At 37.6% G+C, this 24,236-nt stretch carries 24 protein-coding genes and 1 riboswitch; of the genes, 19 read left to right on the top strand and 5 right to left on the bottom strand.

What is annotated here, in order from left to right:
- The first annotated feature begins 51 nt into the window (after positions 1–51).
- A complete protein-coding gene (locus B3D98_RS13625) occupies positions 52–819 on the top strand; it encodes a CsxC family protein (RefSeq protein WP_054550096.1) in 768 nt (255 codons plus the stop codon).
- 216 nt (positions 820–1,035) lie between these two features.
- Here the strand turns inward: B3D98_RS13625 and mtaB are convergent, their stop codons facing one another.
- Complete coding sequence (mtaB, locus tag B3D98_RS13620) at positions 1,036–2,385, bottom strand: tRNA (N(6)-L-threonylcarbamoyladenosine(37)-C(2))-methylthiotransferase MtaB (protein WP_048392185.1); 1,350 nt, start codon at positions 2,383–2,385, stop codon at positions 1,036–1,038.
- Positions 2,386–2,698: 313 nt separating this feature from the next.
- Here mtaB and deoC point away from each other — a divergent pair, with 313 nt between their 5' ends.
- From deoC to B3D98_RS13600, 4 genes are all read left to right on the top strand, one after another.
- Positions 2,699–3,370: a deoxyribose-phosphate aldolase gene (deoC, locus tag B3D98_RS13615; protein WP_048392186.1), complete on the top strand. Its 672-nt coding sequence runs from the start codon at positions 2,699–2,701 to the stop codon at positions 3,368–3,370.
- 135 nt (positions 3,371–3,505) lie between these two features.
- Positions 3,506–3,733 carry a spore coat associated protein CotJA gene (locus B3D98_RS13610; RefSeq protein ID WP_004227061.1) on the top strand — a complete coding sequence of 76 codons (228 nt, stop codon included), beginning with the start codon at positions 3,506–3,508 and terminating at the stop codon, positions 3,731–3,733.
- Complete coding sequence (locus B3D98_RS13605; RefSeq protein WP_016994107.1) at positions 3,726–3,989, top strand: spore coat protein CotJB; 264 nt, start codon at positions 3,726–3,728, stop codon at positions 3,987–3,989. Before B3D98_RS13610 ends, B3D98_RS13605 begins: the two co-directional genes overlap by 8 nt.
- 24 nt (positions 3,990–4,013) lie before the next feature.
- On the top strand, positions 4,014–4,583 hold the full coding sequence (locus B3D98_RS13600; protein ID WP_004227065.1) for a manganese catalase family protein: 570 nt from the start codon (positions 4,014–4,016) through the stop codon (positions 4,581–4,583).
- 51 nt (positions 4,584–4,634) lie between these two features.
- Here the strand turns inward: B3D98_RS13600 and B3D98_RS13595 are convergent, their stop codons facing one another.
- Together B3D98_RS13595 and B3D98_RS13590 are read right to left on the bottom strand one after the other, a co-directional pair.
- Positions 4,635–5,291, bottom strand: a complete 657-nt coding sequence (locus B3D98_RS13595; RefSeq protein WP_004227067.1) for a potassium channel family protein — start codon at positions 5,289–5,291, stop codon at positions 4,635–4,637.
- Between the two features lie 25 nt (positions 5,292–5,316).
- Positions 5,317–6,654 carry a TrkH family potassium uptake protein gene (locus B3D98_RS13590; RefSeq protein ID WP_048392187.1) on the bottom strand — a complete coding sequence of 446 codons (1,338 nt, stop codon included), beginning with the start codon at positions 6,652–6,654 and terminating at the stop codon, positions 5,317–5,319.
- A 116-nt stretch (positions 6,655–6,770) separates the two neighbouring features.
- A riboswitch (cyclic di-AMP (ydaO/yuaA leader) is annotated at positions 6,771–6,912 on the bottom strand.
- A gap of 252 nt (positions 6,913–7,164) precedes the next feature.
- Between B3D98_RS13590 and rpsU the strand changes: the two genes are divergently transcribed.
- From rpsU to recO, 13 genes are all read left to right on the top strand, one after another.
- Positions 7,165–7,338: a 30S ribosomal protein S21 gene (gene rpsU / locus B3D98_RS13585; RefSeq protein WP_004227078.1), complete on the top strand. Its 174-nt coding sequence runs from the start codon at positions 7,165–7,167 to the stop codon at positions 7,336–7,338.
- Positions 7,339–7,650: 312 nt separating this feature from the next.
- Positions 7,651–8,979 carry an NfeD family protein gene (locus B3D98_RS13580; RefSeq protein WP_066036448.1) on the top strand — a complete coding sequence of 443 codons (1,329 nt, stop codon included), beginning with the start codon at positions 7,651–7,653 and terminating at the stop codon, positions 8,977–8,979.
- 3 nt (positions 8,980–8,982) lie between these two features.
- Positions 8,983–9,987: a flotillin-like protein FloA gene (floA, locus tag B3D98_RS13575; protein ID WP_016994103.1), complete on the top strand. Its 1,005-nt coding sequence runs from the start codon at positions 8,983–8,985 to the stop codon at positions 9,985–9,987.
- 28 nt (positions 9,988–10,015) lie between these two features.
- Positions 10,016–10,492, top strand: a complete 477-nt coding sequence (locus tag B3D98_RS13570) for a hypothetical protein (RefSeq protein WP_288583555.1) — start codon at positions 10,016–10,018, stop codon at positions 10,490–10,492.
- A 54-nt stretch (positions 10,493–10,546) separates the two neighbouring features.
- The gene (locus tag B3D98_RS13565; protein WP_221680076.1) at positions 10,547–10,795 is read left to right on the top strand and encodes a hypothetical protein; all 249 of its coding nucleotides are present in this window, start codon (positions 10,547–10,549) and stop codon (positions 10,793–10,795) included.
- A gap of 1 nt (position 10,796) precedes the next feature.
- A complete protein-coding gene (locus tag B3D98_RS13560; protein ID WP_048392191.1) occupies positions 10,797–11,909 on the top strand; it encodes a sporulation protein YqfD in 1,113 nt (370 codons plus the stop codon).
- Positions 11,910–11,911: 2 nt separating this feature from the next.
- Positions 11,912–12,868 (top strand): PhoH family protein, encoded by a 957-nt coding sequence (locus B3D98_RS13555; RefSeq protein ID WP_016994096.1) that lies wholly within the window; start codon positions 11,912–11,914, stop codon positions 12,866–12,868.
- 224 nt (positions 12,869–13,092) lie between these two features.
- Positions 13,093–15,213, top strand: coding sequence for an HD family phosphohydrolase (locus B3D98_RS13550; protein ID WP_004227107.1), 2,121 nt, complete (start codon positions 13,093–13,095; stop codon positions 15,211–15,213).
- Positions 15,214–15,221: 8 nt separating this feature from the next.
- Positions 15,222–15,695, top strand: a complete 474-nt coding sequence (gene ybeY / locus B3D98_RS13545) for an rRNA maturation RNase YbeY (RefSeq protein WP_066036447.1) — start codon at positions 15,222–15,224, stop codon at positions 15,693–15,695.
- Positions 15,696–16,046, top strand: coding sequence for a diacylglycerol kinase family protein (locus B3D98_RS13540; protein WP_048392193.1), 351 nt, complete (start codon positions 15,696–15,698; stop codon positions 16,044–16,046).
- A 59-nt stretch (positions 16,047–16,105) separates the two neighbouring features.
- Complete coding sequence (locus B3D98_RS13535) at positions 16,106–16,519, top strand: cytidine deaminase (protein WP_081011012.1); 414 nt, start codon at positions 16,106–16,108, stop codon at positions 16,517–16,519.
- Positions 16,506–17,423, top strand: coding sequence for a GTPase Era (gene era / locus B3D98_RS13530; RefSeq protein ID WP_004227129.1), 918 nt, complete (start codon positions 16,506–16,508; stop codon positions 17,421–17,423). Before B3D98_RS13535 ends, era begins: the two co-directional genes overlap by 14 nt.
- Positions 17,424–17,641: 218 nt before the next feature.
- Positions 17,642–18,427, top strand: a complete 786-nt coding sequence (gene recO / locus B3D98_RS13525; protein ID WP_048392194.1) for a DNA repair protein RecO — start codon at positions 17,642–17,644, stop codon at positions 18,425–18,427.
- 24 nt (positions 18,428–18,451) lie between these two features.
- Here recO and B3D98_RS13520 read toward each other — a convergent pair whose 3' ends face one another.
- Positions 18,452–19,852, bottom strand: a complete 1,401-nt coding sequence (locus B3D98_RS13520) for an S-layer homology domain-containing protein (protein ID WP_048392195.1) — start codon at positions 19,850–19,852, stop codon at positions 18,452–18,454.
- Positions 19,853–20,690: 838 nt separating this feature from the next.
- Between B3D98_RS13520 and B3D98_RS13515 the strand changes: the two genes are divergently transcribed.
- Positions 20,691–22,409 carry an HD-GYP domain-containing protein gene (locus tag B3D98_RS13515; RefSeq protein ID WP_054550114.1) on the top strand — a complete coding sequence of 573 codons (1,719 nt, stop codon included), beginning with the start codon at positions 20,691–20,693 and terminating at the stop codon, positions 22,407–22,409.
- A 44-nt stretch (positions 22,410–22,453) separates the two neighbouring features.
- Here the strand turns inward: B3D98_RS13515 and B3D98_RS13510 are convergent, their stop codons facing one another.
- Entirely contained in the window at positions 22,454–23,839 is a 1,386-nt protein-coding gene (locus tag B3D98_RS13510; protein ID WP_004227145.1) for a glycine--tRNA ligase, read from the bottom strand.
- Positions 23,840–24,236 lie beyond the last annotated feature (397 nt).

Here is a 24,236-nt window from a genome sequence, read left to right as displayed (position 1 = left end):
CTAGCGATAGGAGAGCTCTCTAATACTAAAAAAATGAAATGAGGGAATTTTTTGAGCGATCAATTAGAAAGCCAATTTCAACCTTGTCCTGTAACATCAACTGAACAAATTCCATTAACGAATGAGATTACACCAGTAGTCACTACTCCAGTTACAACGCCAACTATCAAAGTTCCAGTTGTATTGGCAGAACCAACACTGCAAATCGTTGTTGAGTCGGATATTACACTTAGCCCTGCTGCTACAGAAATCAAACGAGTGAAAAAGAATGTCTTCCTAAATCAAGTGAAACTTGTACCAGTTAGCTTTGCACGTATTGGTGGCACTGATTTCTTTAGAGTAACAAGAGCTAAATTATTTGTAGCAGGACATATTCGGAAAAATATTGAATATGCTTCATCAGCATGTAATGGGGCACTTCGAGATAGAATTGCTGACGTTCCGTTTTCTGGTTTTACAGATCTTATTTTCCCACAAACACCTGGAGGCGCAACACCAATCTTAGGCATTTCCGAGTTTGCTGAAGCGAACTTCCTTAACGAAAGAACACAAATGGATGCTCGATTAGATAAGGCTTTCTTCCAAAATCTTGTTAAATACAATGAACAACCATTTGGTGAATTAGTAGCTGCCAACTTCTTTGAACTTGATTTTTCACCGATTATGGCGGCTCCTGAAGGGACATTCAGCACATTACGTGAAAAAATTGTCTTAGAACTTACTGTAAAAGTATTGCAAGTGCAACAAATCCGCCTTGGTGCTGGCAGTAGCGTAATAACGCCTGTTCTTTTAGGACTTACACCTCCTCCTAGTCCTTGATAAATGCTAGTTTAGAGGACAGTAGAATATTATAATATATTAAGAAAGCTGGTAGTACAGATGGATATTTTGTTTGTACTACTAATTTTCTTATAGGAGCTGTCAATCTTTAAAAGCATTTATCAATATTATGAAAAATCAAATACAAGTGAATGATTAGCTTCATTAAAAGGAAAAAGGGTTGCCATATAAAATTGGCAACCCTTTTTTCACTATTTATTTCACTGTTTCTAAAACGCGTACAAATTGTCCTTTTGAGTGAGGGTAGCCTGCTTGTGTAATTTTTACTTTTACAAGTTGTCCGATTAGACTTTCTGGACCCTCAAAAACTACTTTTAAGTAATTGTCTGTATAGCCTGTTAGAAGGCCTTCTTCTTCACTGTCATCATGCACAAATTCTTCAGGGATAACTTCTAGCACTTGATCTTCAAAACGAGAAGCATACTCTTTTGCTAGCTGATCGTTTAAAGAGATGAGTCGATGCACACGCTCATTTTTAATGTCTTCATCAATTTGATCTTCCATACGTGCAGCAGGGGTTCCTGTACGAGGAGAGAATGGGAAAACGTGTAGCTCAGAAAATTTATGATCGCGAATAAAGTTATATGTGTCCATAAACTCTTCCTCTGTCTCACCTGGAAAACCAACGATTACATCAGAAGTAACAGCTAAATCAGGTAAAGCCTCATGTAATTTTGTTAAACGTTCACCGAAGAACTCCATTGTATATTTACGACGCATACGTTTTAATACCGTATCAGAACCAGATTGAATAGGGATGTGTAAATGATTCACGACAATCTTTGATTCACGTAGTACTTCAATTACTTCATCTGTTAATTGACTAGCCTCAATAGATGAAATACGAAGACGCTTTAAGCCTGTTACATTGGCCTCTAAATCACGTAGTAATTGAGCAAGATTATAATCTTTTAAATCCTGACCATAGCCACCTGTATGAATACCAGTTAAGACAATTTCAAGATAACCAGCATCTACTAATTGCTGTGCTTGATGTAATACCTCTTGTGGGTCACGAGAACGCATTAAACCACGTGCCCATGGAATAATACAAAATGTACAGAAATTGTTACAGCCTTCTTGGATTTTTAACGAAGCACGTGTACGGTCTGTAAATGCTGGTACATCTAATTCTTCGTATACTCGGTTTTTCATAATATTACGTACAGCATTAATCGGTTGTCGTTCCGCACGATATTGTTCAATATAACCAAGTAATTTCGTACGATCTTGTGTTCCAACAACAATATCAACACCAGGGATTGCCATAATTTCTGCAGGGGATGTTTGTGCATAGCATCCTGTTACACAAATAACTGCATCCGGATTTTGGCGAATTGCTCGACGAATAACCTGACGTGATTTTTTATCTCCAGTATTCGTAACTGTGCATGTATTAATGACGTAAACGTCTGCTTGTTGATCAAATTCTGTTCGATCATAGCCTTCTTCTTTAAACAGCTGCCAAATTGCTTCTGTTTCGTAATGATTTACTTTACAACCTAGAGTATGAAAACTCACGATTTTTGATCGCTCGTTACTCATGATATATATCATCCTTTCAATTCACATTACCTTGTGTTTCCAAACATTTAATAAGTTTTTCGTTGTACATATTTTAGATACGTGATTTATGATAACATAATCCTTATAAAATCAGTACATATAAGATTTTTTTGTGAAATAATTAAGTTATCACTTTCTATATAATCTTTTGAGGACTTCAGATAAACATGACTCGTTCTGGAATGTTTATATTTGGGTGTTCATTATATAGAAAGAAATTAGACGCCATCGCGAAAAAATGATATGATTCGAAGAGGTACGTACATCTTGTTTAATGAAGGAGCGTTCAACAATGGAAAAAAATTTTGCACGTATGATTGATCATACATTATTAAAGGCTGAGGCAACAAAAGAACAAATTGAAAAATTATGTGCTGAAGCTAAACAATTTAACTTTGCTTCTGTTTGTGTAAATCCAACTTGGGTAAAGCGAAGCAGTGAATTATTACAGGGTACAGACGTGTTAGTTTGTACGGTTATCGGCTTCCCACTTGGTGCCAATACACCAGCAGTCAAAGCATTTGAAGCAAAAGACGCCATTGCTAACGGTGCAAAAGAAGTAGATATGGTTATTAATATCGGTGCGTTAAAAGATAAAAACTATGACCTTGTACAAGCAGATATCGCAGCAGTGGTAGAAGCAGCTAAAGATAGCGCACTTGTAAAAGTCATTATTGAATCATGCTTACTAACAGACGAAGAAAAAGTGAAGGCATGTGAGTTAGCTGTAGCAGCGGGTGCTGACTATGTGAAAACATCTACAGGTTTTTCTACTGGTGGAGCAACAGCAGAGGATATCGCGCTTATGCGTAAAACTGTAGGTCCAGAACTTGGTGTAAAAGCATCAGGTGGTGTTCGTAGCTTAGAGGACATGAAAAAAATGGTAGAAGCAGGTGCGACTCGTATTGGGGCTAGCTCTGGTGTAGCTATTATGAATGGTTTAATTGCAGACTCCAACTATTAATATTATCTTTTTATAGAGCCATAAGCTCATGTGTACATTGACATGAGCTTATGGCTTCTTTGTGTTTAATCAGCATAATAATTTTCTATACACATATACTCCACTGATGAATGTAAATACAGAAAGGAGGATGTCATGTTTACACAGTATAAGTCTTGGAGGCCCTATATTAGCCCCTTTGATCCTTGTAAGCCTATAGAAGTTAAGTATTATGCAACACCCCCACAACTATATATGGGTTTTCAACCACCTGGACTTCCACAATTTCCAACCGCCAGAGAAGCGCTAATGGCAGGAACACTATGGCCACAGTTGTTTAGCCCATACCCATTTCCCCTAAAAGGAGGGAGGAAGCATGACTAAAAAGATGCCGCCCGAATTTTATAAGCAATTAGAAGAAATACAAGCAATTGATTTCGTCATTGTTGAATTAAACCTCTATTTAGACACTCATCCACACGATTATGACGCCATTCAGCAATTTAATGAAAATACAGAGAAAAGTATGAAACTTAAAATTGATTTTGAGCAAAAATATGGACCACTCATGAATTTTGGGAGAAGCTATTCGAATTATCCTTTTAACTGGATTGATACACCATGGCCATGGCAAGTCTAAACAAAAGACTAGGAGGAAAAATCTTTGTGGTATTATGAAAAGAAACTCCAGTATCCGGTAAAAGTTAGTACATGTAACCCAATGCTTGCAAAGTTTTTAATTGAACAATATGGAGGAGCGGATGGGGAACTGGCAGCAGCTCTACGCTATATGAATCAGCGCTATACGATTCCTGACAAAGTAGTAGGGTTATTGACCGATATAGCAACAGAGGAATTTTCACATTTAGAAATGATTGCCACGATGATTTATAAGCTAACAAAAGATGCAACACCAGAAATGCTGAAAGAAGCTGGATTGGGTGATCATTATGTAAATCACGATCGGGCTCTATTTTATCAAAACGCCTCGGGGGTACCATTCACAGCAACCTATATTCAAGCAAAGGGTGACCCTATCGCGGATTTGTATGAGGATATAGCAGCCGAAGAAAAGGCACGTGCCACATATCAATGGATTATTGACTTATCAGATGACACGGATTTAAATGATAGCTTGAAGTTTTTACGTGAACGGGAAATTGTTCATTCCCAGCGCTTTAGAGAGGCTGTTGAAATTTTAAAAGATGATAGAGATCAAAAGAAAGTTTTCTAAGACAAAAATGGCAGGCTGTATCAAGGTGAACTTGACACAGCCTTTTTGCGGTTACTGAATATTTGAGAATAAGCTAAGATCTTTTCGATGACCAATCATTACTAATAAATCTTCCTTTTCAATAATTTGCTCAGGAGAAGGGGAGATAATAATTTCACCTTCGCGCACAATCGCAATTACACTGACGTTATATTTTGCGCGCAAGTCTAAATCCCGAAGGTTTTGTCCAGCCATTTTGGAAGGAATCATAATTTCTTCAATGCTGTATTCCTTTGATAATTCGATATAATTCAACATATTTGGGGATAGGAGTTGATTAGCTACACGTTCACCCATATCTCTTTCTGGGTAAATAATCCAATCAGCTCCTACTTTATCTAACACTTGTCCATGTCTTTTACCAAGTGCCTTTGCGATCACTTTTTTGATCCCTAGCTCTTTTAATAAAGAGACGGTTAAAATACTAGATTGCATATCATTACCGATCGCTACGATAACACAATCGAAGTTACCAATACCAATCGATTTTAAGGCTTTTTCTTCTGTTGTATCTGCAACCACAGCGTGAGTCACATAGGGTTCGGCATCCTCTACTCTTTCTTCATTTATATCAATTCCTAATATTTCCTGTCCAGCTTCATGCAATCTGCGAGCGACGCTTGTTCCGAATCTACCTAAGCCAATCACAGCGTATTGTTTAATGGTCATAGCGTTCTGTCTTCCTCTCATTTGGTTATCCAATCATAATATTTCCTTTTGGGTGGCGGAAACTCTCTTTTTTTCTTCGTTTTGCAATGGCAAAAGCAATGGTTAATGGTCCTACTCTTCCTGCGAACATTGTAATAATCAGAAGAAGACGACCAGCAGGTGTTAGCTCTGGAGTTAGGCCCATCGAAAGACCAACAGTACCAAACGCAGAGGTAGCCTCAAATAAGTACATCATAAAGCTATGATGCTGTTCCGTGATACTGAGAATAATCGTCACGACTACAACAATTAATCCTCCACACATTGTAACCGTCAAAGCCTTTAAGATAGTTTCAGTAACAATTCTACGTTTAAAGAGAACGACATCTTCTTTTCCTCGAATTTGTGACCACATAGTAGCTACTAAAACAGCAAAGGTTGTGATTTTAATACCTCCAGCAGTCGACCCAGAGCCTGCCCCAATAAACATGAAAAGAATCATTAAAAATAATGTAGAATGCGTTAAGTCCCCAATAGCCAGTGTATTGGAGCCAGCAGTTCGTGGTGTAACCGCTTGGTAAAGGGAACCTAATACTTTACCCCATTCGGATAATGGTCCAAGAGTTTTTTGGTTGCCATACTCAAACAAAAATATCAAAATGGTTCCGCTAACAGTGAGCAAAAGTGTCGTTACTAAGACTATTTTTGAATGGACAGAAAGCCTTTTAGTTACACGATATTCATACAATTCATTCATCACAATAAAGCCTAATCCACCGATTGTAATAAGAGCACAGATGGTGAAAACAACAAAGGGGTCATCAACATAGGCAGTCATTCCGTTAAAGCCACCCATTAAATCGAAGCCCGCGTTGTTGAAGTTGGATATGGCATGAAAAAATCCAAAATAAAGGGCCTTTCCAATAGGCATATCAAAAGAAAAACGAATCGATAGAATTAGACCACCGATTATTTCAATACATGCTGTAAAGAGCAATATTCTTTTCACTAATCGAACAAGACCAGCAATGGAGATATTATTAAATGCTTCTTTAAGCAGCAGTCTTTCTTTTAATGAAATTTTCTTTCCAAGCAGTAAAAATAATAATGTGGCAAATGTCATAAATCCTAAACCGCCAATTTGGATTAAGAATAAAAGGACCACTTCGCCAAAAATAGAGAAGGTATCACCTGTATCAACTACAATTAAACCTGTGACACAAGTAGCTGATGTAGCAGTGAATAAAGCATCTAAAAAGGGCAAACCCTTCCCATCCTCAGTAGAAAATGGCATTGTTAAAAGAAACGTACCTATGGCAATGATAAGGGCAAAGCCCAATACAAGAACTTTGGGAGGATTTAATGCTCTTTTAAAATTGTTCATTTAATTTTCCCTCAATTCTGAATAGTAAACAACTGTTTGTTAGATGGCATAATAAAAAGACCTACGATTAGAGCATGAAAAGGGTAGAAAGCATGCTAATAATGGTGGTCAATAACGACCTCCTTCGCTTTAGCCGACGAAGTTAGCTGACGGGTAGGATGGCGAAAGAGCTTTCTCATCCCTTCTGCTAAAGCAGAATTAACCCCAAAAGATTGGTTCCTCCGTTCTCAAATAGTTGAGATTTGGCCGATATGAAATTGAATGTGATTATTCTACGCCCTTATTCTATTTTTTGTAAACCCCTTAATTGTTAGGAAAATGTAATTATTTTTATTGTGGGCGAATTGTGTATGAATAATTCGAGCAAAAATAAAACCAAAAATTCACTTGATAATTTCGCATACTTTCTATTGACCATTATTAGACAATACGATATAATTTTTTAGTACACAACAGAAGGTGATTTGCCTAATTGTGTATTGACGTGTGTTCGGAGGGAGGGAAAGAGAGATGTCAAAAACTGTCGTTCGCAAAAACGAATCGCTTGAAGATGCTCTTCGCCGCTTCAAACGTACTGTATCAAAAAGTGGTACAATTCAAGAAGTTAGAAAGCGCGAGTTCTACGAAAAACCTAGCGTAAAACGTAAAAAGAAATCAGAAGCTGCACGTAAACGTAAGTGGTAATTTAATTTCCCATTAAAAATCCCTACGTTCATAACACGCAATTGTATGATTCACTGAGCAGACAAAGTTATACCTGAAATTAATCACATTTTTGATTAATTTCAGGTATTTTACATTGCTCAACTTTACGTACATATGAAAAAGCCGAATGAAATCACTTTGATTCATTCGGCTTTTTTGCACATACTAAGTGTTAGTAATTGGCATTAGATCGAATGATAAATAATTAATAAATTTTTTAAGATTTGTGAAACTTTTCGCATGATTGACCGTATATACAGAGGAGAGGCATGTTAGAAGGGAGGGAAAAAGATGCGAAAACGGAGAATCCTCAGCTATTTACTAGTGATATGGATGACTCTTTTGTTAGCGTTTCCATTAACTTCGGCTTTAGCCAGTAATAAGGTTTATCATGTTCCGATTCATAATGAAGTAGAGCGAGGACTTCATGCATTTTTAGAACGAGCTTTTAAAGAGGCTGAAGAAAACAATGCAGAGGCGATTATCTTAGAAATACATACGCCTGGCGGTTTTGTGAATGCAGCAAGCGATATCGCCATGCTTATGGATGCAACGCAAATAAAAACGATTGCTTATATTAATAAGGATGCGCACTCAGCAGGAGCGTTTTTAGCCTTACATGCGGATGAGATCTACATGGTTCCAAATGGAACAATCGGTGCAGCGGCAGTTATCGATTCAGCAGGTAATGCAGCCGACCTAAAGGCCAATAGCGCTTGGCTTGCTCAAATGAAAGCAGCAGCAGAAACGTCAGGGCGCGACCCTAAGTATGCATTAGCAATGGCAGATACCAACTATGAACTACCAGAATACCGTGCTGGCGGAAAGAATTTGTTAACCCTATCAGCCTCAGAGGCAGCAAAGGTTAAATATTCTGAAGGGACGGTTAACGATTTTCAGGAGCTTTTAGAAGTAACCAACTTGAATGGTAGTGATGTTGTTCCCATTGAACCAACCTTTTCTGAAAAGTTAGCTCGTTTTATTACAAATCCCATCATTGTACCTATTCTATTGTCTATCGCTAGCTTAGGACTTGTGATGGAGCTTTATTCGCCAGGATTTGGTGTTCCAGGTATAATGGGCTTATCAGCACTTGGTTTATTTTTCTTTGGACATATGGTGGCCGGCTTTGCGGGATATGAAACATTATTGTTATTTATTGTTGGCTTAGCCCTTTTAATTGCAGAGTTTTTTGTCCCTGGTGGAATTGTTGGTATTTTAGGTGGTGTCTTAATAGTACTAAGTCTGATACTGGCAGGTGCAAATATGATGCAAATGATAGTAGCAATTCTCATTGCGCTTGTGATAGCGATGATAGGAATGGTGATTCTGATGAAATTTTTCGGGAAAAAACTGCATGTCTTAAACAGGCTTGTGTTAATGGATGCAACCACGACAGAAGAAGGGTATGTATCCAATGTGAATCGCACAGAACTGTTAGGAAAAATTGGGAAAACGCTTACACCACTTCGTCCATCTGGAACAATGGTACTTGGTAGTGAACGCATTGATATTGTATCAGAAGGTGGCTATATCGATGCCAATCAACATGTAGAAATTATTAAAGTTGAAGGCTCACGCATTGTTGTGAGACAAACAGATAAAGAGATGGAGGAATAGAAAATGGGTTTTGATTTAGCTTTGATTGGTCCTATTGCTGGACTAGTTATTTTATTCATTGTGCTTGCGGTATTCTTTACCTTTGTACCCGTTGCATTGTGGATTTCTGCATTAGCAGCAGGTGTACGTGTGAGCATTTTTACATTAATTGGGATGCGATTGCGTCGTGTAATCCCTTCTCGAATTGTTAATCCGTTGATTAAAGCACATAAAGCAGGTTTACCTGTAACGATTAATCAGTTAGAGAGTCACTATTTAGCAGGTGGTAATGTTGACCGTGTAGTGAATGCCTTAATTGCGGCTCACCGTGCCAATATTGAGCTGTCATTTGAACGTTGTGCAGCAATTGATTTAGCTGGGCGTGATGTATTAGAAGCTGTTCAAATGTCTGTTAATCCAAAAGTTATTGAAACACCTTTCATTTCAGGTGTAGCAATGAACGGGATTGAGGTAAAAGCAAAGGCTCGTATTACCGTGCGTGCCAACATCGAGCGTTTAGTCGGTGGTGCTGGTGAAGAAACAGTTATTGCCCGTGTAGGGGAAGGGATCGTTTCTACAATTGGTTCGGCTACTAGTCATACAGAAGTATTAGAAAATCCAGATATGATTTCACAAACGGTTTTATCTAAAGGTTTGGATTCAGGAACAGCCTTTGAAATCTTATCCATTGATATTGCGGATGTAGATATCGGTAAAAACATCGGGGCTGAATTACAAATTGAACAAGCACAAGCTGATAAAAACATTGCGCAAGCAAAAGCTGAGGAACGTCGTGCAATGGCTGTAGCAAACGAGCAAGAAATGATTGCACGTGTTCAAGAGATGAAGGCAAAAGTAGTAGAAGCAGAAGCGGAAGTACCACAAGCGATGGCTGAAGCCTTACGTTCTGGTAATCTTGGCATTATGGATTATATGAACTATCGCAATATCCAAGCAGATACAGCGATGCGCGACTCTATCTCAAAAGTAAGCAATGATAAACCAGAAAAAAATGAACCCAATGCTTAATAATAACGGAAAGGAGCGAAACTAACATATGGAACAGTTAATAATCTTCGCCATAATTGCCATAGTCAGCTCTATTTTCGGAAAATCAAAAAATAAAAAGCCTCAGAAGCAGATGCCTCCTTTTAATAAAGACACCGTGGTGGAGCCTCCAGTTACGGAGAAAGCACCACATCGTACTGGGAAAGCACAGAGTTTTGAAGATTTTGCACGAGAATTTATAGGAGATTGGATTCCAGAAAATGAGAAAGTCGAGGAGCCTAAAAAATTTGTTGAAGAACAAGTGAAAAGGGAAATACCAAGCTATGTTGCTCCAGCTGTCATTCCAGCAGATATCCCTAGCCGTTCTTCTAATCGAGAAGGTCGAGGACGATTAGCTGCTGGAAAAAAAGAAGTGCAATCAGTTGGCACAAATTTGACTTTACAACTACCTCAATCTAAAAATGATCTTATGCAAGCAATCGTGATGGCTGAAATATTAGGGCCACCGAAATCAAAAAGAAAATAACTAGCATGTCCTCCTTTTTCGATGCATATATTGCCGAAGAAGGAGGCATTTTTTATGAAAAAATTATTTCAATTAACGCCACTACTTGAGTTGTTAGAATACGAATCATTAAAAATTATTGGACCCTACCGTTTTATTCATGCAGATGCGACGACCTGTTCGTTTGTCTATGCAGATTATCATATTACTGTCAATGCGGATTCAGTGACAATCAATGCGCTCAAAGAAGAAATGCTACATCTCACTGTTGACAATCTACAGGAGCTTCATATGAAAATGACAAAGAATATGGGTGTGAGCTAAAATGTGGAATAATCGGCCAATCATTATACGTATAAAGCGCCATGAAAATGTTCATCCTTTTATTCAAGCATTGCACGCTCAACATGTCCCATTAAAGCGTGTTGTCTTTCGTGAGCAGGAAGTTTCCTTTGAAACGACGATGCATTATCTACCAAAAATTCGCCGTGTACGAAGACGTTTTCGCTTAAAAATGGCTGTATTTTATGCAGATGAGCTTCAAGTTTTTCGAGCGCAAATTTGGACTTTATTGGGCTTAGCCTTTATGATTGCTATTCCAATTCTTTGTGCACAAGTCATATGGCGAGTGGACATAGAAGCCGCAACACCAGAACTAGAGCAGCGTTTAGGTAAGACCTTTCATGAAACCTTTCAATTAGAAACCCCTTTATCTCAAAAAAAGTTACCTTCCAATACGGTTATACGACAAAAGCTGTTAGAGCAACACCGAGAGCTATCATGGGTTCATATTGATAAACATGGCGGACGAGTAATTTTGAGACCACAAGAATCACCTAAACAAACAGAGCAAACAACTGATAAATTAGCCTCCCATATAGTAGCAACGAAAAGTGGTGTCATTACACACTTTAATATACAGCATGGCGAGCGAAAAATTTCAGTAAATGATACAGCCTACGAGGGTGACGTCCTCGTAAGTGGTGTATTAGAAAGTGGCACAGATCAAGTTTTTGTAGGGGCGAAGGGAGAGGTTTATGCAGACTATTGGCTTGAATGTTCATTTAAAATTCCAACAAAAATTACCGTGGAAACCTTGCAGCAAAAGCAATGGCGAGTGTTGATAAAGGGTATACATGAGGAAAAGGTGGATTATGTACAAAGAAAGGATTTACCGAATTGGCTATCTCCCTATGTTTCAATTGTAGAGGAGCAACAGACGAAAACGATGCAAGTAGAGTTGGATGAATCGAAAATTGAGTCATTGCTGATTCCTTTATTGCATGAAAAAGTATTACGTTCGTTACCTGCAAAAACAATCATCAAGAAAGAAAACCTTTTACAGGCAAAGTGGGGGAATGGTACAGTTGAAGGGAAAGTTCTATTTTTAGTCAATGAAAACATTGCAAGTCCAATACAAGGCCTACAAGGAGAATGATTATGTCAGAACAGTTAACTGTATTACAGGTGGATAATCCAAATGAAGCGGTTATGCTACTAGGTATTTCCGATGCAAATATGAAATTAGTTGAAGAAGCACTTAATGTTCATATCATTACGCGTGGTGAACAAATTCAACTTGCGGGTGAAGAAAATGCTAAGGAACAGGCAACATTTCTTCTGCATGCTTTATTGAAGGTCATTCGCAAAGGAATTAATATTGATCAACGTGATGTCACAACAGCTATTGAAATGACACAAAAAGGAACAATCGAGTATTTTGCAGAACTATATGATGAAGAAATAGCACGCACGACGAAAGGTAAGTCAATTCGTGCAAAAACAATTGGTCAACGAGAATACATACAAGCAATCCGTCATAAAGACGTTGTTTTCGGTATTGGTCCAGCCGGTACTGGGAAAACGTATTTAGCGGTAGTCATGGCAACACAGGCACTTAAAAACGGCCATGTTAAGAGAATTATTTTAACTCGCCCTGCTGTTGAAGCTGGAGAGTCTCTAGGCTTTCTTCCAGGAGATTTAAAGGAAAAGGTCGATCCATATCTACGACCTCTCTACGACGCTTTAAACGACATCTACGGCTCAGAACAAACACAGCGGCTAATTGAACGCGGAACGATTGAAATCGCCCCTTTAGCCTATATGCGTGGCCGTACATTAGATGATGCCTTTGTTATTTTAGATGAAGCACAAAATACAACACATCAACAAATGAAAATGTTCCTAACTCGTCTAGGCTTCGGCTCTAAAATGGTCATCACAGGTGATAAAACGCAAATCGACTTACCCAAAAATACAGAATCTGGCTTGATTGTAGCAGAACGTACATTAAAGTATGTTAAATCTATTCATTTCCAAGTACTAGAACAAGGCGATGTCGTACGTCACCCAATCGTAGCCAAAATCATTCAAGCCTACGAAGAACAGCAACTTTAGAATTGCGTAGCAATTCTAAAGTCTGCCCCGAAAGCGAAGCGACAGGGGCAACGAGGTTTAAAACATCCATATAGTTAAAACCTAAACCACGAATTTAATCAAAATATGGAAAAAAATGTGACAGCTATGCGAAGATGCATAGCTGTTTTTTGCTTTCTTATACATTTTTCGAGAAAAATGTATGTTGAATTGGTATGATAGTAGGTAGATAGAGGAGGTGCCAGATGGAGAAACAACTTCGAAAATTTACAGAGCTTATCGGTTTTCGCTACTTTCTTATCATCATTCTCATTTTAACAGGTGGCCTACAATTTGGGTTCATGTATGGCAATGTTAAAGGAGTTACATATGATTTCAAACCATTACAGCTTGCGCCTGAAACCGTACGATCTACTAAAACGATTGAAGACACTTATAAAACACAGCTAGAGCGAGAAAAAGCTGCCAATGCAGTGGATTCAGTCTATCAATTTTCGGAGGATGTCGCCAAGCAAAGAGCAGCGATTGTAACATCATTATTTGATTATGTTTTGGAAGTGAAAAAAGATGTTGCAAATAGTAAGGAACCTATTCCTATTGCAGACCAGGTTACACAGCTTCGAAAAAAATTTGAATCCATTGACGAAGACCAGATGCCGTTAATTTTTACAGATTCTCAGCTGGAAGGTCTATTAGTACAAAGTGAAGATGATTTAACTAGAACAAGTACGCAATTATCTAAATTTGTAGAGGAATATTTACAAAAATCCATCCGACCAGAGAACGTCTTTGTTGCACAAAATGATTTTGAAACAAAGATTCGTGGACAAAGAGGATATCCTGATAAAATATTCAATACAGTCGTGTTAATAGGACGTACAAGCATTATTGAAAATGAAACAATTAACGAAGAACAAACAAAGATTCGAAAACAGCAGGCCAAAGAAAGTGTAGAGCCGACACGAATTTTACAAGGTCAGATTATTGTTCAAGAAGGCCAAATTATTGACAATGAGGCTTTTAGACAATTAGAGCTATTAGGGATGGTTAGTAATAAAGCCTCCTTTAAGCCGATAGCAGGGCTTATTATTTTAACGCTACTACAAATGATGTTTATGTATATTTTATTTGAGCGTTGGGAGACGAACGAACGAAAAAAACGTAATGCACTGTTAGTCACAGTGATTGTTTATAGCTTGTCTATTTTGCTAATGAAATTTATTAGCTTAGTTTCTAGTGGCTTTGATGTGACGATTGCCTTTTTATTTCCGACAGCACTAGCGACGATGCTTGTACGATTGCTAGCAGATGAGCGAGCAGCCGTATTAATTACAGTTATGACGGCTGCTTCAGCAGGGGTAATTTTTCAAGAAGGCTATTCCTCAGTTATGCAAATGGAAATTACGCTGTATATCATATTCGGAGGGTTTGCAAGCCTATTCTTTTTGCGTAGTGTGGAAAAACGCTCACATATTTTACATGCGGTTGGTGTGATTTCCCTTGTAAACATGGCATTTATTGCGTTTTATTTGTTAATGACACAATCATCCTATGGCTTACCAGAATTAGCATTTTACTTAATAGCGGCGATGTTATCAGCCTTGCTTTCAGGGGCATTAACGATGGGACTTTTACCATTCTTTGAATCGGCGTTTAGCTTGCTTTCGTCTTTACGCTTAATTGAGCTATCCAATCCCAACCATCCATTATTAAAAAAATTATTAATGGAAACTCCAGGGACATATCATCATAGTGTGATGGTAGCGAACTTAGCGGAAGCTGCGTGTGAAGAGATTGGTGCTGACGGTTTATTAGCGCGTGTAGGTTGTTATTATCATGATATTGGTAAAACCAAACGACCTTCCTTTTTCATCGAAAATCAGATGTCGGGCATCAATCCGCATGATTCGTTACCACCTGAAACAAGTGCAGAGATTATTATCGCCCATACGACAGATGGTGCCAATATGTTAAAACGTTATAAAATGCCCCAAGAAATTATTGATATCGCTTTACAACATCATGGCACAAGTTTGTTAAAATTCTTCTTGTTTAAAGCAAAGGAAGAAGGAAAAAATATTGATGAGGCAAAGTTCCGATACCCAGGGCCCAAACCACAAACAAAAGAAGCAGCTGTTATAAGTGTTGCGGATAGTGTCGAGGCAGCAGTACGTTCTATGAAAGAGCCAAATGCAGAGAAAATTCAGAAGCTAGTACGAGCGATTATCGATGATCGCGTCCAAGATAATCAGTTTGATGAATGCGATATTTCAATAAAAGAGTTAAAATGTATAGAGAGAGTACTTTGTGAAACGTTGAATGGGATATTCCATTCACGTATTGAATATCCAAAGGCAGATAAGTAGGAGGATCTATGATTTTAACAATTGATTTTACGGATGAAACAAATGAAGTGGGAGCACAACATATCGAACTTGTTGAAAAGCTATTACATCATGCTGCAAGTGTAGAAAATATTGAGCCAGAAACAGAGGTTTCGGTGACGTTTGTAACGAACAAGGCAATTCAAGATATTAATCGTGAATATCGTGGCAAAGATCAACCAACAGATGTCATTTCCTTTGCACTAGAGGAGCTAGGTGAAGGGGAAATTGAAGTAACTTTTGAAGGTATGCCACGTGTATTAGGTGATATCATTATTTCGACTGATCGTGCAAAAGAGCAAGCAGAGGAATATAATCATTCCTTTGAGCGAGAATTAGGCTTTTTAGCTGTACATGGTTTTTTACATTTACTTGGTTATGACCATATGGAGCCAGAAGAAGAGAAAGTGATGTTTGCAAAGCAAGATGAGATTCTCCAAACTTTTGGCTTAGGTCGAGATTAGATGAATTTGCGAAAATACTTGCGATCTTTTGGCTATGCTTTTGAAGGCATCATAACTGCAAGTAAAGAACAAAATTTGAAATCACATATAGTAAGTGCAATCATTGTTATACTGGCTAGTTATTTGACAGGTTTATCTCGTATGGAGTGGTATATTGTGCTACTATTAATAGCACTAATGTTTGCGCTGGAAATGATGAATACAGCTATCGAACGGGTAGTCGATTTAGCTTCCCCAGAGATACATCCGCTTGCTAAGCAAGCAAAAGATATTGCAGCAGGTGCAGTGCTTGTATTTGCGCTATTCAGTGCTATAATCGGATTACTCATCTTTCTGCCAAAATGGTTTTAATGGAAATGAGTGTCTTCTAATTGAAAATAAACCATAAATGTGAGGGAGAATTAGTATAGATGACAATGGATATGCATGCATTATTAGAAGAATCAAAAAAGGCACGTGAAAAAGCCTATGTTCCTTATTCAAAATTTAAAGTAGGGGCAGCTCTACTAACTAAAGATGGAGAGGTTATTCACGGTTGTAATATTGAAAATGCAGGCTATAGTATGACAAATTGTGCTGAACGTACAGCGTTTTTTAAGGCAGTATCGGAGGGGATTTACGAATTCGAGGCCATTGCCATTGTAGCTGATACAGACGGACCATGCGCCCCATGTGGAGCATGTCGCCAGGTCATGATGGAGTTTTGTGCTCCAACTATGCCTGTTTATTTAACGAATTTAAAAGGTGATGTGACGGTAACGTCAGTGGGCGAATTACTACCGTTTGCATTTACGACGGAGGATTTAGAGAATGCAGGAAACTAAAAATGGCTATAAATCAGGCTTTATCTCCATCATTGGTCGTCCAAATGTTGGCAAATCGACATTTTTAAATCGTGTCATTGGCCAAAAAATTGCGATCATGAGTGATAAGCCACAAACAACACGAAATAAAGTACAAGGCGTACTAACAACAGATGATAGCCAAATGATTTTTATTGATACACCAGGTATTCACAAGCCAAAACATAAACTAGGCGATTTCATGCTGAAGGTTTCTAAAAACACATTGCGTGAAGTAGACGTTATTATGTTTATGGTTAATGCTGAGCAAAAACTCGGTAAAGGTGATGAATTTATTCTAGAAATGCTAGCAGGAAACCCAACACCTGTCTTTTTGGTCATCAATAAAATTGATGCCATTCATCCAGATGAACTAATGGGAATTATTGAGAGCTATAAAGAGCGCTATGACTTTGCGGAGATTGTACCGATTTCTGCGCTACAAGGCAATAATGTTGAAAATTTATTAGTGACATTGGCGAAGTATTTACCAGAAGGACCTCAGTATTACCCAGCCGATCAAGTGACAGATCATCCTGAACGATTTATCATATCTGAACTTATTCGTGAAAAAGTCCTACATTTAACGCGTGAAGAAATTCCCCATTCTATCGCGGTGGTAATTGATAAAATTCGTCGTGATGAAGAAAATGAGGATAAAATTCATGTAGCGGCTACAATTATTGTGGAGCGTGATTCTCAAAAAGGGATAGTTATTGGAAAACGTGGAGCCTTGCTAAAAGAAGTAGGGACACGTGCGCGAAAGGATATCGAAATGCTTCTAGGGTCTAAAGTTTATTTAGAGCTATGGGTAAAGGTGCAAAAAGATTGGCGTAATAAAGCTACACATTTACGTGATTTTGGATTCCGTGATGATGAATATTAAGTTTTTACTGGCTTAGCCAATGAATTGTAACGTTGACGAACATGGCCCGTTGAATCAGGAATAGACGCCAAATTTTGACGTGACGGTTTTAGGTTAACTTCTTCTTGTAGGCACAAAAGGATCTAGAAGTATTTGATCATTTTTATTTTTGAGCTGTCCAAAATTATTTTGGGCAGCTCTCTTTGCATGGATAGTTCTTTTATGAAAGGAGGGGGATTATGCTTCATAAATGGGAGGGGATTGTATTAAAGGTTCGCGCTTATGGGGAATCTAATAAGATTGTTATTTTGCTAACTCGGGAAGCTGGTAAAGTGGCTACGATGGCTAGAGGGGCAAAAAAACCTTCTAGTAGATTGGCTTCCATCACGCAACCCTTTACCTATGGGATGTTTATGGTACAACATCATACAGGCATGGGAACTTTGCAACAGGGAGAACATTTAAATTCAATGCGCCATATTCGTGAGGATATTATGGCTACTGCTTATGCTAGCTATATTATGGAATTAGTGGAGCGAGTTGTGGAAGAAGGAAAGCCAGAGCCATTTGCGTTCGATGTTTTACTACATGCACTACAAGCAATTGAGGATGGCTACGATCCTGAAGCTATTACGCTATTTGTTGAATGGAAAATGTTGCCCTATACAGGTGTACAACCTATTTTACATGCCTGTGCTGCGTGTGGCGCAGTAGATGGGGAATTCGCTTTTTCCTTTGCTCAAGGAGGATTCTTATGCCATCGCTGTTATCAGCATGACCCCTATATCATTCGCTTAACGCCAACACAGCTGAAACTTATCAGGATGTTCTACACTGTTCCTATCGACCAAATTGGAAAAATAGAACTAAAAAAAGAAACAAAATATTTCATTAAAAAAATTATAACAACCATCTATGAAGAACAAACCGGTATTCGGTTTAAGACGAGAAAATTTATAGAGCAACTAGAACGTACCCCTGAACTGCAAATACGCTCGAAAGACAAAATGCCAGATGAATCATAATGTTCATCTGGCATTTCACGTTATTTAAAATTCATCCTCATCCTCTGTCACTAAAAAGGCCCACTGTCCAGCAATTTTTTTACTTTCAATATAAAGGTATGATGTTTCATTGTTTTTACCTGTTAAATGGAGAATCGCTAGACCTTCAGCTTTTGGCGTAATATGTAGTTGCCCGTCAAGAATTGTCGCTTTTACAGGCACTGGCTCAAAACCAAAGCTTTCGAGTGCTACATGTGTTGGTTCGAAAGGTAATTCTTGCGCTGTCAGTATTAATTCATCTGTCAAATGATATAAATCAATGCTGCGAACAAAATCATAGGAATACACATCTGCGGCCATCTTTTGTTGTTGCGTCCCATCTGAAAATCTAACAATGTATTGTCCATTTTGCGAAATGGACAGTGTTTGATCTTGTTGATTAAAGTTATAGAAATTTGAAGCGAGTGGCTGTCCATTCGCGTTTTGAACCGTCACCTCTGTTGGTATGAATGGTAATTTGCTCTCAGACAAATCGAGTGGTAAATTTTCGATATAATCATCTTCTTCTACTTCTTCAAGTGTTACCTTCAGCTTACCATTTACATTTTTGACATGTACTAAATAAAAAATGTCAATAAAGTCCTCTGAATCATCAGTCAATCCAGTAATCACTAATTTACCCGTACCTTCTTTTATAGGGGTAATTGTGATAGACTCTGTCATATCTTCCTCTTCATTCCATGTGAAAATATCCTCTGCTGGCTCAAGACCACCATAAGAAGCAAAAATATAGTCCTGTTTAAATTGACTTGCATAGACGGTTGCATTGCCTAGCAACTTTTCAGCTCGTACAACAAAAGCAGCCAGCTGAGAGCGCTTTACATTGCTTTTTGGGCCGAAAGTGGTTGCAGATGTTCCTTTGGTAATCCCATTTGCAAACAATGCTTTAATATGAGGCTCAAATTCATTCCCCTTTTTAACGTCTGTAAATGGTAATTGTGTGTTACTCGTACTTGTTAATCCAAAGCCTTTCGCAATCATTTTAGACATTTGCTCGCGAGTTATATTTTGAGTAGGGTAGAAATAACCATTTGCACCATTAATAATGCCAGCATTTGCTAATGCTGCAATGGCTCCGTAGTTTTCATCGCCAGGTTTGATGTCTTTGAATTGGGGATTTTTTACGTGAACTGTATCTAACTTTAAAATACCTGCTAAAATCTTCGCAGCCTGTGTACGTGTAATAGGATTAGCGGGTTTAAATGTCCCATCCATATAGCCTGAAATAATGCCACGCTCTGCTAATTGAATAATAGCCTTACCTTCTTCATTGGTTGGGTTGATATCAGGAAAAAATGATGCTGCGTGTGCGGGTGGTGCGATAATAATCGCACTTGTTGCTAAAGCAGAAGCCATAGCTAGTTGAAATAAACGTTGAGACTGCAATTAAATTCCTCCAAAAAGTACAATAGAAAATTTTATAGTATATATATTTCTGGTCAGACCTTCCTATGTATCAGTTCAAACTTCCGGACGAATGAATGTTAAAAGGTGATGTGTCTTTAGCCTGTCAATTATTCATTATTTAACAGCTAATACTAACTATAATAACTTATTTATACCAAAAAGATGGAACAACGCATAGAGGGAATTTCATCCATATCATGACTGTTCGGTAATCGATTATACCTTATGTAAAAAGGGGGAGCTAAAACTAATTAACTTGCATAGCACAGAACTCGCTTCATTTTATCTTTTAAATAAAAAGAAATACCTTTGATTTTATAGGAGGATACAACTAGATTACCTTTCTTTTTAATGAATAAATTTCAATTTTTACAAAATAAAATTATTGCGTAAATTTAATTTTATTTGTTATTTTTCCGTCTTTAAATGAATAATATGAAGTCTTATTTATCTATATTTTTATTTATTTATATATTTATAAGTATTTTAATAGGTAAAAAGATTTGTATTTTTGTTTAGTTTTCATTATATAAGTGGTAGAAACTGTTCATTCGAGACCCATATACTAGTTGAAAAGGCATTTTAACCTATGATATTGTAAATGGTATAGATAATGGTAATTATATTTTTTAAATATAATTAAGTCGTTTAATCTCCATCGAAACTGATGTACGCTAGATCACTTTAGACATGCCTATGAAATATAAAAGCCTCTATCAGCAAAACGTATTGTTATACGTTTATCAGAATAGCGCAGTCCTATGGAAGAAGGAGGGAGTCACATAGTGCTTAGTACATTGCGTATGTGGCAAAATATATGCTACGAAAAGTAACCTTAAGTATTCATGAAGTTGAAGCAAATGATATATTAGCAGAAGATATTTTTTCAGAGTATCGTTTATTGGCTAAAAAGGATTTAGTTTTAACGGAGCGAATTATTGCCTTACTTAAACTTCGTAAAGTAGATGAATTATCTGTCTATTTGCCATCTAATTCAGTTCGAGTTGTACATGATTTAAGTGCTCAACGAACAAGAGAATATGAAGATCTATTTGCCCCATTAATTGAAAAAAGAGATCCTGTGGATGATTATAAAGAGACAGTTAGTCAGCTTTTTATGACAACGTTGGAGAATGTCGTGCACGAATTACGCTATGGACAAATTCTTAAAAGCATACAGGATACGGCTTATGTAAGAGGTGTTTTTGAAAAGATTTTGGAAAAAAAACATCGCTATGAGCTACTTATGCGTTTAAAGGAATGGGACGAGTATTCATTTGTCCATTCATTTGATGTGTTTGTATTAGGTACAATTTTTGCTAGATACCTAGGTTTAACAGATATTGAAACATTAGCTAGGGGCTACCTGTTCCATGATATCGGGAAGGTTTTTATACCCCAAGAAATATTAAATCTGAAACGTAAACTCTCTGAAGATGAGTTCGATATTGTAAAGACGCACACAACAAAAGGCTACGAGCTACTCATGGAACATAACGAGGAAGACATTGCCTATTTGGCAAGAGATCATCATGAACGTTTTGCGGGAAAGGGCTATCCAAATCAACTTTGTGCGGATGATATGAGTGAGGGTGTACAATTATTACAAATTGTTGATGTATATTCAGCGATGACATCCAAGAGAGTCTATCATGTTGGCTATGGTGCTACAGATGCTTTAGCTGTCTTATACAGAGATCGACATTTATATAATGAGAGCTTTATGCATAAATTTGTAGAATGTTTAGGGATTTACCCAGTAAACTCTGTTGTTATGTTATCCGATAATCGCAGTGCACAAGTAGAACTTGTTTATGATTTATTTCCAACATTACCAAAAGTAAGATTGTTAGATGAGCAAAAATCAATGAATCTTCCTTTGAACTATAGTGTGAGAATTACGAAAATGATCGACTATCGAGCGAATAGCTTTGAAGAGATTTTCAACTTATTTGTAGAGCAATTAATCCGCTGTGACGAAAATAATCTGAGAATTCATTTTAATAAATTAATTGACCATTTACATCCTAAAGAAATTGTCTTAAAAATTTTTCTGCCAGCCTTTCGTATTTTACGTTTACTAACAAGGGAAATCCAAACGGATATGACAAAGTATCGCAATTCTATTGGTATTTTAAAAACGCTCCTAGAGGAGCAATTAAACGTTTTATATATGGATTATCAACATGAGCAAACGACCATATTAGTTGTGGAGACATCGTTGCGTGAAAATTTCTTCATTAAGCTTGTTCAAAGTATTTTGTATATTGATAAAATTGTGCCATTCTTTATAAACCCAGGTGATGATCAACGTATTACACAATTGATGGAACATTGTGATGTTAATGTCGCTTACTTTATTGAAGATGAACTAACTTTTGACAAACGGGTTCGTCCAATGCGAGAAGGTACATTCCTTTATTACTCACTAGCGGATATTGAGGAGCTATTAGTAAGCTTAATAGGTTTGAGCATGAAAAAGTTTTCATTCGAGGAAAAAATGCAAGAGCGTTTATTTTCAACATTTAAAGCATAAGAAAGAGGGAGTTGCCTGCTGGCTACCCCCTCTTTTTTAAGTGATTAGAATTGTAGGTGTTTTTCAATATATGCTTTTACTTCAGCAATAGGCATACGAACTTGTGTCATAGAGTCACGATGACGTACTGTTACTTGGCCATCCTCTTTTGAATCAAAATCATATGTGATACAGAATGGTGTACCAATTTCATCTTGACGACGGTAACGTTTACCAATTGATTGTGATTCATCAAAATCAACAGGGAAGGCTTTACGCAGTTCAGCCCAAACATCTGTAGCTTCATCAGATAATTTTTTAGAAAGTGGTAGCACAGCAGCTTTAAATGGAGCCAGAGCAGGGTGGAAACGTAAAACCGTACGTTTATCATCACCTTCTAGTTCCTCTTCATCATAGGCATCACACAAGAAAGCTAATGTTACACGATCAGCGCCTAATGATGGTTCAATACAATAAGGAACATAACGTTCATTTGATACAGGATCAATGTAAGTGAAATCTTCACCAGAGTGCTCCATATGTTGTTTTAAGTCGTAATCTGTACGATCTGCTACACCCCAAAGCTCTCCCCAGCCAAATGGGAATTTGAATTCGATATCTGTTGTAGCGTTAGAGTAGTGAGATAGCTCATCATCCTCATGGTCACGAAGGCGCATCGAATCTTCTTTCATGCCTAGGTTTAGTAACCAATTTTTACAGAATTCTTTCCAATATGCATGCCATTCAAGGTCTTCACCAGGTTTACAGAAGAATTCAAGCTCCATTTGTTCGAATTCACGTGTACGGAATGTGAAGTTACCCGGTGTAATTTCGTTACGGAAAGATTTACCGATTTGTGCGATACCAAATGGTGTACGTTTACGCATAGAACGTTGAACGTTTTTAAAGTTCACGAAAATACCTTGTGCCGTTTCTGGGCGTAAATAAATTTCATTTGTAGAGGATTCCGTTACACCTTGGAATGTTTTAAACATGAGGTTGAATTGGCGAATATCTGTGAAATCAGCCTTTCCGCAATCAGGGCATACTACGTCATATTTAATCATTGTTTCTTTCATTTGGTCGAATGTCATACCATCAACAATGATTTCATCGCCTTTCGCTAATGCAGCGTCTTCGATAATTTTATCTGCACGGTGGCGGGCCTTACATGATTTACAGTCGATCATTGGGTCATTGAAGTTTCCTACGTGACCAGAAGCAACCCAAGCTTTTGGATTCATCAAAATAGCAGCATCAATACCTACATTGTATTCAGATTCCTGAACAAACTTTTGCCACCATGCTTTTTTAATATTATTTTTTAATTCGACACCTAGTGGACCATAATCCCACGTGTTTGCTAAACCTCCGTAGATTTCAGAACCAGGGAAGACAAAGCCTCGATGCTTCGCTAAAGATACGATGGTTTCCATTGATTTGTTAGCCATAAAATAGCCTCCTTTAAATTTTTAATACGTTGTTTTAGCGGTAAAAACGCCATAGTTTTTTCATTCAGTTGCAACTAAATGAAAATAGCACCCGTCTCCGGGCACAATGTATGCCCAGGGACGAGTGCTAATACCCGCGGTTCCACCCTGATTGTTTTAAACGAGTAGTTTAAAACCTCTTTTCAAAAAGTTAGCTCAGGGAGTGCCTTTTCTCTGTTGCTGTGTAGACTTTCACCATCTTCTACTCGCTATAGAATGGAACAGATACTTTTTTCCCATCATCGCCTGTATAACGCAATTTGCTCGAAAATACTGATAGAGCAAGCGTATGTGTCAATATTGTAGCATGTAGTTCTTTAATTCGCAATAATTATTAAAATAGTATATAATAATTGAG

The sequence above is a fragment of the Lysinibacillus sp. UBA5994 genome (assembly GCF_002429725.1).
Classification (GTDB): domain Bacteria; phylum Bacillota; class Bacilli; order Bacillales_A; family Planococcaceae; genus Lysinibacillus; species Lysinibacillus capsici.
This window is presented reverse-complemented; position numbering and strand designations above follow the sequence as displayed.